Origin of the sequence: Microbacterium sp. LWO14-1.2 (assembly GCF_038397715.1) — a bacterium.
Classification (GTDB): Bacteria; Actinomycetota; Actinomycetes; order Actinomycetales; family Microbacteriaceae; genus Microbacterium.
Genome location: NZ_CP151633.1, coordinates 1,408,828 through 1,422,954, shown reverse-complemented (window position 1 = coordinate 1,422,954; position 14,127 = coordinate 1,408,828). Strand labels below are relative to the sequence as shown.

Annotated in this window: 13 protein-coding genes; 8 read left to right on the top strand and 5 right to left on the bottom strand. The window is 70.4% G+C overall.

Going from position 1 to position 14,127, the window contains the following annotated elements; translation table 11 throughout:
* The first annotated feature begins 10 nt into the window (after positions 1-10).
* On the top strand, positions 11-946 hold the full coding sequence (locus MRBLWO14_RS06795) for a M15 family metallopeptidase (RefSeq protein WP_341935696.1): 936 nt from the start codon (positions 11-13) through the stop codon (positions 944-946).
* Between the two features lie 151 nt (positions 947-1,097).
* Complete coding sequence (locus tag MRBLWO14_RS06790; RefSeq protein WP_341935695.1) at positions 1,098-2,261, top strand: acyl-CoA dehydrogenase family protein; 1,164 nt, start codon at positions 1,098-1,100, stop codon at positions 2,259-2,261.
* A gap of 108 nt (positions 2,262-2,369) precedes the next feature.
* Here MRBLWO14_RS06790 and MRBLWO14_RS06785 read toward each other — a convergent pair whose 3' ends face one another.
* From MRBLWO14_RS06785 to MRBLWO14_RS06765, 5 genes are all read right to left on the bottom strand, one after another.
* A complete protein-coding gene (locus tag MRBLWO14_RS06785; RefSeq protein ID WP_341935694.1) occupies positions 2,370-3,026 on the bottom strand; it encodes an ECF transporter S component in 657 nt (218 codons plus the stop codon).
* Positions 3,023-3,898 carry a siderophore-interacting protein gene (locus MRBLWO14_RS06780; protein ID WP_341935693.1) on the bottom strand — a complete coding sequence of 292 codons (876 nt, stop codon included), beginning with the start codon at positions 3,896-3,898 and terminating at the stop codon, positions 3,023-3,025. Before MRBLWO14_RS06780 ends, MRBLWO14_RS06785 begins: the two co-directional genes overlap by 4 nt.
* 11 nt (positions 3,899-3,909) lie before the next feature.
* Positions 3,910-4,725, bottom strand: coding sequence for an energy-coupling factor transporter transmembrane component T (locus MRBLWO14_RS06775; protein ID WP_341935692.1), 816 nt, complete (start codon positions 4,723-4,725; stop codon positions 3,910-3,912).
* Positions 4,722-6,482, bottom strand: a complete 1,761-nt coding sequence (locus MRBLWO14_RS06770) for an ABC transporter ATP-binding protein (RefSeq protein ID WP_341935691.1) — start codon at positions 6,480-6,482, stop codon at positions 4,722-4,724. Before MRBLWO14_RS06770 ends, MRBLWO14_RS06775 begins: the two co-directional genes overlap by 4 nt.
* Before the next feature lie 300 nt (positions 6,483-6,782).
* Positions 6,783-7,325, bottom strand: coding sequence for an ECF transporter S component (locus tag MRBLWO14_RS06765; protein ID WP_341935690.1), 543 nt, complete (start codon positions 7,323-7,325; stop codon positions 6,783-6,785).
* A 196-nt stretch (positions 7,326-7,521) separates the two neighbouring features.
* Here MRBLWO14_RS06765 and MRBLWO14_RS06760 point away from each other — a divergent pair, with 196 nt between their 5' ends.
* From MRBLWO14_RS06760 to MRBLWO14_RS06735, 6 genes are all read left to right on the top strand, one after another.
* Positions 7,522-9,804, top strand: a complete 2,283-nt coding sequence (locus MRBLWO14_RS06760; protein WP_341935689.1) for a carbon starvation CstA family protein — start codon at positions 7,522-7,524, stop codon at positions 9,802-9,804.
* A gap of 14 nt (positions 9,805-9,818) precedes the next feature.
* Positions 9,819-10,064, top strand: coding sequence for a YbdD/YjiX family protein (locus MRBLWO14_RS06755; protein ID WP_341935688.1), 246 nt, complete (start codon positions 9,819-9,821; stop codon positions 10,062-10,064).
* Positions 10,065-10,350: 286 nt separating this feature from the next.
* On the top strand, positions 10,351-11,535 hold the full coding sequence (locus tag MRBLWO14_RS06750) for a histidine kinase (protein WP_341935687.1): 1,185 nt from the start codon (positions 10,351-10,353) through the stop codon (positions 11,533-11,535).
* Positions 11,536-11,560: 25 nt separating this feature from the next.
* Positions 11,561-12,277 (top strand): LytTR family DNA-binding domain-containing protein, encoded by a 717-nt coding sequence (locus MRBLWO14_RS06745; protein ID WP_341936174.1) that lies wholly within the window; start codon positions 11,561-11,563, stop codon positions 12,275-12,277.
* Positions 12,274-12,648: a heavy metal transporter gene (locus MRBLWO14_RS06740; RefSeq protein ID WP_341935686.1), complete on the top strand. Its 375-nt coding sequence runs from the start codon at positions 12,274-12,276 to the stop codon at positions 12,646-12,648. Before MRBLWO14_RS06745 ends, MRBLWO14_RS06740 begins: the two co-directional genes overlap by 4 nt.
* Positions 12,645-14,102 carry a cation acetate symporter gene (locus MRBLWO14_RS06735; RefSeq protein ID WP_341935685.1) on the top strand — a complete coding sequence of 486 codons (1,458 nt, stop codon included), beginning with the start codon at positions 12,645-12,647 and terminating at the stop codon, positions 14,100-14,102. Before MRBLWO14_RS06740 ends, MRBLWO14_RS06735 begins: the two co-directional genes overlap by 4 nt.
* Positions 14,103-14,127: the final 25 nt, after the last annotated feature.

The window sequence follows — 14,127 nt, the reverse complement described above, 5'->3', positions numbered from 1 at the left end:
CAATGGACGGATGACCAGCACGCCGCAGCCTCGGCATGCGGCCCCGCGCTCCCCGATCAGCGGACCCGCACTGCCCCTCGGACTCGCGGTGACCGCTGTCGGCATCCTGCTGTCGATCGCGAGCGCTCCCGTCACGACGTCCGCGCCCTCGAGCGCGCCGATGCCGGAGCCGGTCGTCGTGGCCGAGGTCCCCGCCGTGCAGGTGGGGGCGACGACGGCCGCCGACCCGTGCTCGGAGCCGTCGGTGCTGGAGGCGATCTCCGTCGCCGACGATGCGGCGATCATCGCCGGATTCGGCGGAGGCGAGAGCTTCCGCGCGGCAGTGGTCGCCGGCAACGCGCCCTGCATCGCTCTCGACGACCCCGCGCACGTCTGGGTCGTCGTGAACAAGGCGCGACCGCTGAACCCGATCACGTTCGCGCCCGGATCGCTCACCGACATGCCGCTCGAGATGACCACGCGCTCGGGTCAGGCGCGCACCGACGTCTCCGCCGCGATCGGCGAGCTCGCCGCCGCAGCCGCCGCTGAGGGCGCGGGTCAGATCGGTGCGAACAACGGCTACCGCTCGTACGACCTGCAGGTGTCGACGCACGCGTCTCACGTGCGCAGCAGTGGCCAGGCCGGAGCGGATGCCGCGTCGGCGCGCGCCGGGCACAGCGAGCATCAGACGGGTCTCGCGCTCGACGTCGTGGCGTGCAGCCCCGAGTGCGGGGAGATCGACGCTTTCGGCGCGACGCCGCAGGGGGCATGGGTCGCCGAGAACGCCTGGGAGTACGGGTTCATCGTGCGGTACGAGCAGGTCGGCAGCGGGATCACCGGATACAAGCCGGAACCGTGGCATCTGCGGTACCTCGGCACCGAGCTCGCCGCCGCGTACCATCACGGCGGCTATCACACGCTCGAGCAGTTCTTCGGGCTCCCCGCGGCCCCCGATTACGCGCACTGACGGCTGTCGGGCGCCGTCTGGCGGCATCCGACAATCGCGGTACCCAGTGTCACCGAATGTGGGATGCATTCTCACAACGCACTGTGCTGTCGTCACGGCAGCGGCATATGATCGCCGGAGCAACGACGCACGAGACGTTCGGGAGGACGGCATGGAACGCGACATCTACGAAGAGGATCACGAGGCATTCCGCGACCTCGTCAAGGATTTCGTCAAGCGCCACGTCACGCACGAGGCGATCGAGAAGTGGGACGCCGACGGAGAGGTCGATCGAGCGACCATGCTCGCCGCGGGCGAGGCCGGCATCATCGGGCTCTCCGTGCCGGAGGAGTTCGGCGGCGCGGGCATGCTGCAGGACTACCGCTTCCGCGCGATCGTCAACGAAGAGGTCATCGCCGCGGGGGCCGGTTCTCTCGCGGGCGCCTTCGGCATCCAGGACGACCTGGCCGTGCCGTACCTCGTGCACATGGGCACGCAGGAGCAGAAGCAGAAGTGGCTGCCGCGCATGGCCACCGGAGAAGTCATCGGCGCTCTCGCGATGACCGAGCCGGGTGCGGGCTCCGACCTGCGCGGCATCAAGACCACTGCGAAGAAGACCGACGGCGGGTACATCGTCAACGGCGCGAAGACGTTCATCTCCTCGGGCGCGACCGCCGACCTCGTCGTGACGTTCGTGAAGACCGGCGAGGGGAACCGTCCCGACGCCTTCAGCCTCGTGCTGATCGAGAACGGCATGGAGGGCTTCGACCACGGCAAGAAGCTGCACAAGATGGGCTTCCAGGGTCATGACACGGCGGAGCTCTCGTTCAGCGACGTGTTCGTTCCCGACGAGAACCTCATCGGCGGCGAAGAGGGCAAGGGCTTCATCCAGCTGATGATGAACCTGCCTCTCGAGCGTCTGTCGATCGGCGTCGCGGGTGCGGCGGCCGCGCAGGCAGCCCTCGACTGGACCGTCGCCTACACCAAGGACCGCGAGGCGTTCGGCGAGCGGATCATCGACTTCCAGAACAGCCGGTTCCAGATCGCCGACATGGCGACGACCGTCGACGCGCTCTGGGCGTACATCGACCGCGCGCTCCTCGCGTACTCGAAGGGCAAGCTCTCGGCGGAGGAGGCCGCGAAGGTCAAGTTCTGGGCGACAGAGCGCGAGTGGGAGGTGCTCGACGCCGGAGTGCAGCTGCACGGCGGCTACGGCTACATCACCGAGTACCCCATCGCCCGCGCGTTCCTCGACGCTCGCGTGCACCGCATCTACGGCGGCACGAACGAGATCATGCGCGAGATCGTCGGGCGCCAGATCGCCGGCAAGCGCTGACTCACGCAGAAAGGCCCCGGGTTCGCCCGGGGCCTTTCTGCGTGCACCTGCTGCATACCCGTCGGCCCGGTGCGGCGGAACAGCCTGGTCGGATGCGACGGGCGCGACTCAGTGCGGGAGGCGACGGCCGACTCCGGCCTTCTTCAGACGGTCGGCGATGAGGATGCCGAGGGCCGTCGCGCCCATGCAGCTCGCCAGGATCACTGCGAAGAACGCGATCTGGATGCCGAGCCCGAAGCTGCCGAGGTCGAACGACGCCCACGCCATGATCGGGTACACGACCGAGACGATGATCGCCCCGAGGTAGTGCAGCCAGGTTCCCCAGTAGCGCCACAGCACGAAGAGGAACGGCAGCTCGGTGAAGGCCGCCCACCACAGGTTCGTGGCGACGCTGCCGAACCCGTATCCCGAGAACGGCACGATCACGAGGCCGGCGAGCAGCCCGACGAGCAGGCCCACGAGAGGGCGCTGCAGCAGCCGCAGGGCGATGACCGACGGCAGGAGCCACAGTCCGGCGATCGCGACGCTGACGAACGGAAGCCCGCCGAACAGCAGTGTGGAGACCCAGTTCGCGGGGGCGAGCAGGATGCCGCCGGCGACGCCGAGTGCGGCGCAGGTCAACAGGATAGCGGTGGGGAAGCGGAAGCGACGGCGCGGAGCGGCACCGACGACCGCGGTCGAGTCGGTGGTGGTGGAGCCGGTCGCGGTCGCGCCGGTGTCGGCCTTGTGCGCGGCGTCGGCTGCGCCGGCATCCGTCCCGCTCACGCGAGCGGCTCCGCCGCGGCATCCCGAGCCGCCTTGGATGCCGGCGACGCGGCGCCGAGCTTCCAGTAACCGCAGAAGCTCACAGCGTTCTTGTCGACGCCGCGCTCGCCGACGAGGTGCTTGCGCACCCCCGATGCCAGGGACTGCTCCCCGGCCGCATACGCGTGGAAGGGCGCCTCGGGCAGTGCCAGGTCGTGCAGTTGAGACAGCGCGCGCGATCCCGGCGGGAACTCGTGCGGACGGGTGAGCCACACGACGTCGACGCCCGCTGGGTGCGGGAAGTCGAGGGCGTCCTCGTCGGAGGGGACCTCGATGATCGCCGTGCCCGTCGCGCCCTCGGGAAGCGACGCGCAGATCGACGCGATGGCGGGCAGTGCCGTCTCGTCGCCGATGAGCACGACCCGGTCCGTCCCGCGCTGCGGGTTGAAGGTCAGGCCCTCGTCGATGATGAGGACGTTCTCGCCCGGCGCGCAGGTCTCGGCCCAGCGTGACGCCGGCCCGGCCGTCCCGTCTGCCGCGGAGCCGTGCAGCACGAAGTCCACGTCGATCTCGGCACCGGTGTCGCCGGTCGCAGGCCGGTACGCCCGCACGGTGTAGTTGCGCATCACGGGTCGCTCGCCGTCAGGGATGCGCAGGAACTTCAGGTACCCGAACATCTTGTTCGCCTTGGCGGGCACGCGGTCGAGACCGGCATCCCCTCCGATCGGGAGGAAGAGGCGGAACCACTGGTCGAAGCCCATCGGGCGGAACTTCGAGACCTCGCCGCCGCCGAGCGTCACCCTGATCCAGTGCGGGGCGAGGCGCTCGGTGCGGAGCACCGTGAGGTGCAGGAGCTCGGACGACTCGGGCTTCACGAGCTTGCTGTATGCCATGGGTACGCCTTTCAGGGCAGCTGCCAGGGGAAGAACGCCGCGAACACCGCGGCGGAGATGACGAGGCACAGGACGACGAATACGGTGTCGCGTGCGCGGAACGGCACCAGGTGTCGTTCGGTGCGGGTCGGGTGGGCGCCGAAGGCGCGGGAGTCCATCGCGAGGGCGACTCGTTCGGCGTGGCGGATGGCGCCGGCCAGCAGTGGCACGATGTATCCCCAGCCGCGGGCGATCCGGGCGAACGGGCCGCTGCCGCCGTGGTGCCCGCGCACCCGATGGGCGGCGCGGATGACCGACAGCTCGTATCCGAAGCGGGGCACGAACCGGAATGCCGCGAGCGCCGTGTATCCGATGCGATAGGGGACCCGCAGCTGCTGCACGGTCGCGCGTACGAGGTCGGGACCGGTCGTCGTGAGCCCGCCGATCAGCGCGAGGGCGATGATCGCGCCCAGTCGCAGTCCGGTCGCGAAGCCGATCGCGAGGGCTCCCTGGTGGAGGGTCCATGCCCCGATCTGCACCACGGCGGGGGTGTCGGCGACGAGAGAGGCATCCACCCACAGCGAGAAGCCGACGCCGATCGCGAGGATGCCGAGCGGCAGCGCTCCGAAGAGCAGCGCCGCCGTGCGGGCCGTGAGCCGTGCGCCGACCGCGATCACCGCCATCGCGAGCACAAGGAACGTGGCGGGAGTCGCGAGATCCCGCACGAAGATCAGCAGCACCATCGCCGGGACGACGCCCGCGATCTTCGCGAGCGGATTGAGCGCGTACAGGAACTGGCGACGTGAGGTCTGCGCCAGGGCTGCATACGGGTCGACGATCAGGCTCATGCGATCGCCCACCCGGATGCCGCGAGCACGCGCTGCAGGGGAGGGAGCCGCAGCCCTGCGTCCGTGAACGTCCGCTCGTTGCGGAACAGGTCGGCGGTGGTGCCGGCCGCGTGCACGCGCCCGTCGCGCAGGACGATCGTGTGCGAGGTGTGCTCGGCGACGAGCTGCAGGTCGTGCGTCACGACGAGGATCGTCGTCCCCTCGTCGCGGAGGTCGTGCAGCAGGGTGAGGAGTTCGGTGGCCCTGGCGCGGTCCTGGCCGAAGGTGGGCTCGTCGAGTGCGAGCACCTGCGGCCGAGTGATGAGCGCGGTGCCCACCGACAGCCGCCGCTTCTCGCCGCCCGACAGCAGGAACGGATGCACCTGCGCCTTCGACTCGAGCCCGAAACGGGACAGCATCGACTCGACGCGCTCGGCGATCTCGGCATCCGGTGTGCGGCGCAGGCGGAGTCCGTGGGCGAGCTCGTCGAAGACCGTGTGTGCGATGAACTGGTGCTCGGGATTCTGGAAGACGAACCCGATGCGGCTCGCGAGGTCGCGTGGTGAGGCCGCGCCGGGGTCGATGCCGCAGACCGTCACGCGGTGCTTCGGGGGAGGCACGACACCGGCGAGCGACTGCAGCAGCGTCGTCTTGCCCGCGCCGTTCGCGCCGACGATCGCCGTGAACGAGCCGGGCGCGATGTCGAGATCGACGCCGTGCAGGATCTCGGTGCGTCCGCGTCGCACCGTCAGCCCGCGGGCGCGGACGATCGGCTGGTGACTCGCGCTCTGCTCCTCGGTCGTCGAGCGAGCGGAGCGTTCCTCCTCGGTCGTTGAGCGAGCGGAGCGTTCCTCCTCGGTCGTTGAGCGAGCGAAGCGAGACGAAACGCGGTGAGGTGTTCCGGGGTCGGTGTCGCTGCCCTTCTCGCTCGACGACCCGGGCGGCGGTTGCGCTGCGGCGAGCGCTGCGCCGAGTTCGTCCGGCGTCAGGGGCAGTGGGTCGAGCGTGGTTCCGGCATCCCGCATCCTGAGCGCAGCGATCGTCGCGGCCGGCAGCCACACGCCCATGGCGATGAGCTCGTCGACGTGTGCGCGGATCACGTCGGCGGGCTCTCCGTCGAACACGACGTGCCCGGAGCGGTCGAGCACGATCGTGCGCGTGACGAAGCCCATTGCGGCGTCGAGGTTGTGCTCGACCAGGAGGATCGCGCGGTCTCCTGCGGCGACGACGTCGGCGAGCGCCGCGTACACGTCGTCGACCCCCTGCGGATCGAGGTTGGCGGTGGGTTCGTCGAGCACGATCAGCGGCGACCCCATCGCGAGTGCGCAGCCGATCGCGAGGCGCTGGCGCCCGCCGCCCGACAGGCGGTCGGGGTTCTCGTCTCGGCGCTCCCACAGGCCGACGCGGCGCAGGGCGTCTTCGGTCCGCGCGCGGACCTCGTCGAGCGGCAGCAGCAGATTCTCCGGTCCGAAGGCGACTTCGTCGTACACCGTGCCGGTCACGATCTGCGCATCGGGATCCTGGAACACCATCGCCACCCGGGTGCTGAGCGTCGCGGTCGGAACGTCGGTGGTGTCGAGTCCGCCGGCGGTCACGGTGCCCGTCATCGTGGCGGGGACCGCGTGCGGGATGAGCCCGTTCAGCGCGAGGGTGAGCGTGGATTTGCCGGATCCCGAGGGGCCGAGCAGCAGGACGACCTCACCAGGGTGGATGTCGAAGTCGACCGCCGTGGGGGAGGGGTGCGCAGCATTGGCGTGGGTGATCGAGAGGTCACGCACGCGGAGCAGAGGCGCTGATGAGCGCACGGCATCACCCCGGATCGGCGGATCGGTACACCTCTAACTTAGCCGAGCCTTACCTACCTCTCGATGCCGCGCTCGCACCCTCCTCCGCGCCCCCAGCCGCCGAGACCCACCACCCGCGTCGAAACCCACCGTGGCGCACGGTGCGCGTGGTGGGCCTGGGCGCGCGTGATGGGTCTCGGCGCAGAAGGGGAGGGGAAGGTGAGGGAGGGAGGGGGCGTGAGGGGCAGAGGCAGGGACGGGAGGGGGAGAGGCAGGAGGGGGCGGGGCGCGAGGTCAGCGACGCGCGACGCCCGCGCGACTCAGCGCCGAGCCGATCGCGAGCCCGACCGCGGTCCACGCCACCGGGCCGAGCACCGACACCACGAGATACGCGATCTGCGCCCACGGCGGCAGCGCCCCGAGGTGCGCCGCGAAGAACACGACCACGGCGACGAGGATGCCGATCACCCCCGCCGACAGGAAGAACCGCCATGCGCCCCACGCACGGTAGCGGGTCAGCGCGGCGATCCCCTCCTGGATCGCTCCGAACAGCAGCGCCGTGCCGATGAAGCGCAGCGACCATGCCGGATTGAACGCGCTCGAGATGAGCGCGGCGATCACGTGCGTCACGAGCGCGACGAGCGGCCTGCGCAGCACCTCCTGCGCGATGATCCCCGGCAGGACGTGCGACCCGAGCACGAGGCCGTAGAGGTAGGGCGTGAGCACCAGCACCCCCGGCGTGACGAGCCCGGCGATGCCGCCCAGGATGCCGGTGGCGACGCCGATCGCGGCGCAGACGAGCAGCACGCGCGTCGACAGGAGAGGGGTGCGGGCCACGGTTCCAGACTACTTGCGGAGGGATGCCGCGAAGGCCGCGAGCCGCCGTGCAAAACCGGTCGCCGCATCCGTTCGACGCACCGCTCGTCGCATCGTCCGCACCGCTCGTCGCACCGTTCGGCCGCCGGCATCCGTCCGACCGCCGTCGATCCCTAGCGTGGGTGAACGCAATGACGCGCATCCCGAGGAGAACCCCATGACCGCATCCTCGCCGCACAGCCGCGGCGCCGCGACCACCGACGACGATCCCGTGATCGTCACAGACCCGACGCTTCCGCCGGTCGCCCTGACCGACGAGCACCACGAGCGTTCGAGCCGCTGGACTCTGCCGAAGATCCTGCTCTGGACCGCCATCGCCCTGCTCGGCGGCGTGGCCTGGGTGATGCTGGCCATCGTCCGCGGCGAGACCGTCAACGCGATCTGGTTCGTGTTCGCGGCGGTCTGCACGTACCTCATCGGCTACCGCTTCTACTCGAAGGTCATCGAGCGCTACATCACGCGTCCCGACGACCGTCGGGCCACGCCCGCCGAGGTCAAGCAGGACGGCAAGGACTACGTCCCCACCGACCGCCGAGTGCTCTACGGCCACCACTTCGCCGCCATCGCCGGCGCCGGCCCGCTCGTCGGCCCCGTGCTCGCCGCGCAGATGGGCTACCTGCCCGGGACGATCTGGATCATCGTCGGCGTCGTGCTCGCCGGAGCCGTCCAGGACTACACGGTGCTGTTCTTCTCGATGCGCCGCGGCGGCCGCACGATCGGCCAGATGGCGCGTCAGGAACTGGGGAGGATCGGCGGCACGGCCGCGATCGTGGCATCCCTCCTCATCATGCTGATCATCGTCGCGATCCTCGCGCTGGTCGTGGTGAACGCGCTCGGAGAGAGCCCCTGGGGTGTCTTCTCGGTCGCGATGACCATCCCGATCGCCCTGTTCATGGGCGTGTACCTGCGCTACCTGCGCCCTGGCAAGGTCACCGAGGTGTCGATCATCGGCTTCGTGCTGCTGATGGCCGCGATCATCGCGGGCGGCTGGGTCGCCGGAACCGAGTGGGGTCAGGCGATCTTCCACCTCGACCGCACGACGATCGCCTGGGGGATCATCATCTACGGCTTCATCGCCGCGGTGCTGCCCGTCTGGCTGCTGCTGGCCCCGCGCGACTACCTCTCGACGTTCATGAAGATCGGCGTGATCGTCATGCTCGCCGGGGCGATCGTGCTCGTGCGTCCCGAGATCTCGGTCCCGGCCGTCAGCATCTTCGGCGAGAACGGCATGGGGCCGGTGTTCGCCGGTCCGCTCTTCCCGTTCCTGTTCGTGACGATCGCCTGCGGCGCCCTGTCGGGTTTCCATGCGCTGATCGCCTCGGGGACGACGCCGAAGCTCGTGGAGAAGGAGCGTCAGACGCGCTTCATCGGCTACGGCGGCATGCTCATGGAGTCGTTCGTCGCCATCATGGCGCTCGTCGCGGCGATCTCGATCGACCAGAGCATCTACTTCGCGATGAACGCGCCATCCGCGGCGACCGGCGGCACCGTCGAGGGAGCCGTCGCCTTCGTCAACTCCCTGGGGCTGACGGGCGTGAATCTCACACCCGACATGCTCACGGGAACGGCCGCGGCGGTCGGCGAGGAATCGATCGTGTCGCGCACCGGCGGCGCGCCGACCCTCGCCCTCGGGCTCGCGCACATCATGCAGCAGGCCCTCGGCGGTCAGGCGCTGATGGCGTTCTGGTACCACTTCGCGATCATGTTCGAGGCGTTGTTCATCCTCACCGCGGTGGATGCCGGCACCCGCGTCGCACGATTCATGCTGCAGGACTCGATCGGCGCCTGGTTCCCCAAGTTCCGTGACGTCTCGTGGCGTCCCGGCGTGTGGATCTGCACCGCGATCATGGTGGCCGGCTGGGGAGCGATCCTCATCCTCGGCGTCACCGATCCGCTCGGCGGCATCAACACGTTCTTCCCGCTGTTCGGTATCGCGAACCAGCTTCTCGCCGCGATCGCGCTCGCCGTGGTGCTCGCGATCGTCGCGAAGCGCGGACGGTCGTACGTCAAGTGGCTGTGGATCATCGGCCTGCCGCTCGCGTTCACGGCCGTCGTCACGATCACGGCGTCGCTGTACAAGATCCTCTCGCCGGTCCCGGCGATCGGCTACTGGGCGAACCACTTCCGGTACCGCGAGGCGCTGAACTCGGGCGACACGTCGCTCGGTGAGCCGAAGGTGCTGGAGGCCGTCATCCGCAACACCGCGGTGCAGGGCACGCTGTCGATCATCTTCGTCACCCTCGCGATCGTGGTGATGATCGCGGCGGTCGTGGCGACCATCAAGGCGATCCGCAACGGCGGAGGGGAGAACAGCGAAGACGCGCCGGTCGCGTCGCGCCGTTACGCCCCCGCGGGCTTCCTCCCGACCGCTGAGGAGCGCGAGCTCGAGAAGCAGTGGGAGCCGATCCTCGCCGACGAGCGCAAGGCATCGACGCACTGAGATGACCGACTGAGATGACCGACACGATAAATCGGACGGATGCTGCGGCCACCGCCCTGCGGGCACTCTGGTGCACCGCGGGGCGGGTGGGCCGCGGCATCCGCTGGTACATGACGACGCTGATGGGCGACACCGCTTACGCGACCTATGTCGCCCATCACCGGCGCCACCACCCCGACGAGGAACCGTTGACCGAGCGTCAGTTCTGGCGGCAGCGCATGGACGACCAGGACCGCAATCCGGGCGCTCGCTGCTGCTGACTCCCGCGCGCTCCCCTGCTCCGCGTCCCGCGCGCTGCGTCCCCGCGCGCTGCTTCCCGCGCTCCCCTGCGCCGAAACCCACCATCCGCGTCGAGACCCATCACCCCGAGCGTCGCCCGGGATGGGTCTCGACGCGCGTGGTGGGTCTCGACGCTCCGGGGCGCGGGGCGCGGGGCGCGGGGCGCAGGGCGCGGGGCGCGGGGCGCGGGACGCGGGGCGCGGGGCGGGGTGCGGACACAGACGCGAGGGAGCAGGATGCAGGATGCAGGATGCCTAGGCTGAGGGCATGAACGACGTCGTCCTCGCCGCTGTGCTGGGTGCGCTCGGCGGCATCGTGCTGACGGTGCTCCTGCTGCTCGCGCGGCGGCTCGCCCGCGGGTCGGCCGACCTCGGCAGCGACGCCGAGCGCGCGGCGCTGCAGGCCCTGCATCAGGCGAGTCTCGCTGCGCCCCATCTACGGGCGGGGCTGGCGGGGCCAGACGTGGTCAAGGCCGCGCGGCATCTGCGGGTTCTGCTCGGGAGTGCGGCGGTCGCGATCGTCGGCGACGACGACGCGGTGTCGTTCGACGGGCCGTCCGACGGGTTGGAAGCGGCGGCGATGCGCATCGCAGGCCAGGTGCGCGCGTCGGGGCGGCGGCAGGTGTTCCGCTCTCCCGGCGGACGGTCGGACGACCTGGAGGGAGTCGGTGCGCCGATCGTCGTCGACGGACAGGTCGTGGGCGCGGTCGTCGCGTTCGCCTCTCCGGTGGGAGCGGCCCTCGTGCGTGCGGCGCAGGAGGTCGCGGACTGGTGCGCCGCGCAGGTCGAGCTGGGCTCCCTCGACGCCTCGCGCACGCAGTTGGCCGAGGCCGAGCTGCGGTCGTTGCGCGCGCAGATCTCCCCGCATTTCATCTACAACGCGCTCACCGCGATCGCCTCGTTCATCCACACCGACCCGATGCGCGCCCGCGACCTCGTGCTCGAGTTCGCGGACTTCACGCGGTACTCCTTCCGTCGTCAGGGGGAGTTCACGACGCTCGCGGAGGAGCTCGGCAGCATCCACTCCTTCCTCGAACTGGAGCGCGCGCGGTTCGGCGAGCGTCTTCGTGTGACCCTGCAGATCGCACCGGAGACGCTCGCGACCGTGATCCCGTTCCTGTCGGTGCAGCCGCTCGTCGAGAACGCCGTGCGTCACGGCATCGAACCGGGAGAAGGGGGAGGGGAGATCCGCATCGTCTCACGCGACGACGGCACGCACACGGAGCTCACGGTCGAGGACGACGGCGTCGGCATGGACCCCGACGGGCTGCGCGCCACCCTGACCGCAGCGGACGACGGCCTGCACGTCGGCCTCCGAAACGTCGACACCCGTCTGCGCCAGCTTTACGGCCCGGATGGCGGCCTCGTCGTCGAGACCAACACCGGCGCGGGTACCCTGGTGCGCATGCGGGTGCCGAAGTCGCAACCGCAGCATGATCCCGACAACGACTGAGACTTCGATGACGACCGAGGTGCGCATGATCGACGTCCTCGTCGCCGACGACGAGAAGCCGGCGCTCGATGAGCTCGCGCACCTGCTGCGCCTCGACGCGCGCATCGGCGAGGTGCTCACGGCGACCTCGGGGGCGGAGGCGCTGCGGATGCTGTCGCAGCGCGCCGTGCGCATCGCCTTCCTCGACATCCACATGCCCGGACTGCTCGGCACCGACCTCGCACGCGCGCTGCTCACGCTCGCGACCCCGCCGGCGGTCGTGTTCGTCACCGCTGACGAGGCTCGCGCTGTCGAGGCATTCGAGCTGCGTGCGGCCGACTACCTGCTCAAGCCCGTGCGGGTCGAGCGGCTGCGGCAGGCGGTGGATCGAGTGATCGCTCTGGGCGAGGTCGCCGCCCCTGCCGACGATGAGGTGCTGCCCGTGACGATCGGGTCGACCGTGCGGTTCGTGCGGCGCAGCGAGGTGCGCTGGGTGCAGGCGCAGGGCGATTACTCGCGCCTGCATACCGCCGATGGCGGGCATCTTGTGCGCGTGCCGATCTCCGAGCTCGAGACCCGGTGGTCGGATGCCGGGTTCCTCCGCATCCATCGGTCCACCCTCGTCCGCTCGGCGGCGGTGACGGAGGCGCGTCTGTCGGGCGCGGAGCCGGCGGTCGTGGTGGATGCCGCTGTGCTGCCCGTGAGCAGACGCCTCGTCCCCGCGGTGCGCGACGCCCTCCTGCGGGTCGAGGGGGCGCCGTGACCGAGACCCCCAGACGCGTCCGCGTCACGGCCGAGACACCCGCCCGGCGTGCGACGCCCCTCACCCGCGGCATCGCTCTTCCCGGCTCGCCGGTCGATGAAGCGGATGCCGTGTTCACCCGTGCGCTCATGCGCAGCCAGCTGCGGCTCGCCCTCGGCACGGTCGCCGGCTTCGTGCTCGTGGTGATCGCGCTGACCCTCGCCGTCGCCCTGATTCCGGAGATCGACGAGCTGGTGGTGTGGGGGCTGCCGCTGTCGTGGCTGCTGCAGGCGTACGCGTTCTACCCGATCATCCTCGTGTTCGCGGTGCTGTACGTGCGCACGGCGGCGCGCAACGAACGTCGGTTCCGTGCGCTGCGGGATCGCGAGTGAACGCCGTCCTCGACCTCGTCGGCATCGCGCTCGTCGTCGTCGCGACGCTGCTGATCGGCGTCTACGGCCTGCGGATCTCGCGGACGACCGGTGACTTCTTCGTCGCGTCCCGCACGGTGCGTCCGGTGTGGAACGCCTCGGCGATCAGCGGCGAATACCTGTCGGCGGGGACCTTCCTCGGGCTTTCGGGCCTCGTGCTGCTCGATGGGGCGCGGGGGTTCTGGTTCCCGATCGGATACGCGGCCGGTTACCTGCTGGTGCTCGTGTTCGTCGCGGCTCCGCTCCGTCGCAGCGGCGCGTACACGATCCCGGACTTCATGGAGGCGCGGCTCGAGTCGACGGCCGCCCGCCGCGTCACGAGCATCGCGGTGCTGGTGATCGGCTGGCTGTACATCGTGCCGCAGCTGCATGGCGCAGGCATCACGCTGCTCGTCGTCGCCGGGGTGCCCGAGTGGGTCGGAGCTGTGCTCGTCGCCGTGCTCGTCGCGGCAGCGGTGGCGGCGGGCGGGATGCGGGCGATCACCTACGTGCAGGCGTTCCAGTACTGGCTGAAGCTCACGGCGCTGCTCGTGCCGGTGGTGTGCATCGGGTTCGCGCTGAGCGGCGGTCCGCACGACTTCGATCCCGCGCTGGTGTTCCCCGCGGAGGCGGGCCCCTCGGGGTTCGACGCCTATGAGACGGCATCCCTGCTCCTGGCGCTCCTGCTCGGCACGATGGGACTGCCGCACGTGCTGGTGCGTTTCTACACGAGTCCGACCGGGGTGTCTGCGCGACGGACGACGGTGATCGTGATCGGCATGGTGAGCGCGTTCTACGCCGTATCGAGCACGATGGGGCTGCTCGCGCGCATCGCGGCTCCCGACCTCGCGGTGCCGGGAGTCGCCGACACGGTCGTGCTGCTGCTGCCCTCGCGAGTGTTCCCCGGTATCGCGGGCGAGCTGCTCACCGCGCTCATCGTCGCCGGAGCCTTCGCGGCGTTCCTCGCGACGTCCGCCGGGCTCGTGGTGTCGCTCGCCGGGGTGATCAGCCAGGACGTGTTCTCGGGATCCGTCCGATCCTTCCGCCTCTCCGCCGTGCTGTGCGCGCTCGTGCCGCTCACGGTGGCGCTGCTGACCGCCCCCGCCGGGCTGGGATCGAGCGTCGGCGTCGTGTTCGTGGTGGCGGCGTCGACGCTGTCGCCGGTCGTGCTGCTCGGCGTCTGGTGGCGCGGCCTCACGTCCCGAGGAGCCGTCGCCGGGATGCTGTCGGGCGGCCTCGCCGCCGGGCTCGCGCTGCTCGTGCACGCCGCCATCGGCGGGGTGGGCGTCGCGGCTCCGTATCTGGCACAGCCCGCCGCGTGGACGATCCCGCTCGCCACGGCGGTCACGGTGGTCGTGTCGCAGCTCGATCCGTGGGGTCCGTCGCCGCGCACGGCCCGCTTCCTCGCCCGGGTGCACTCGCCGGAGCGGGGCTGAGACCGCTTTACGACGGTATTCCGGA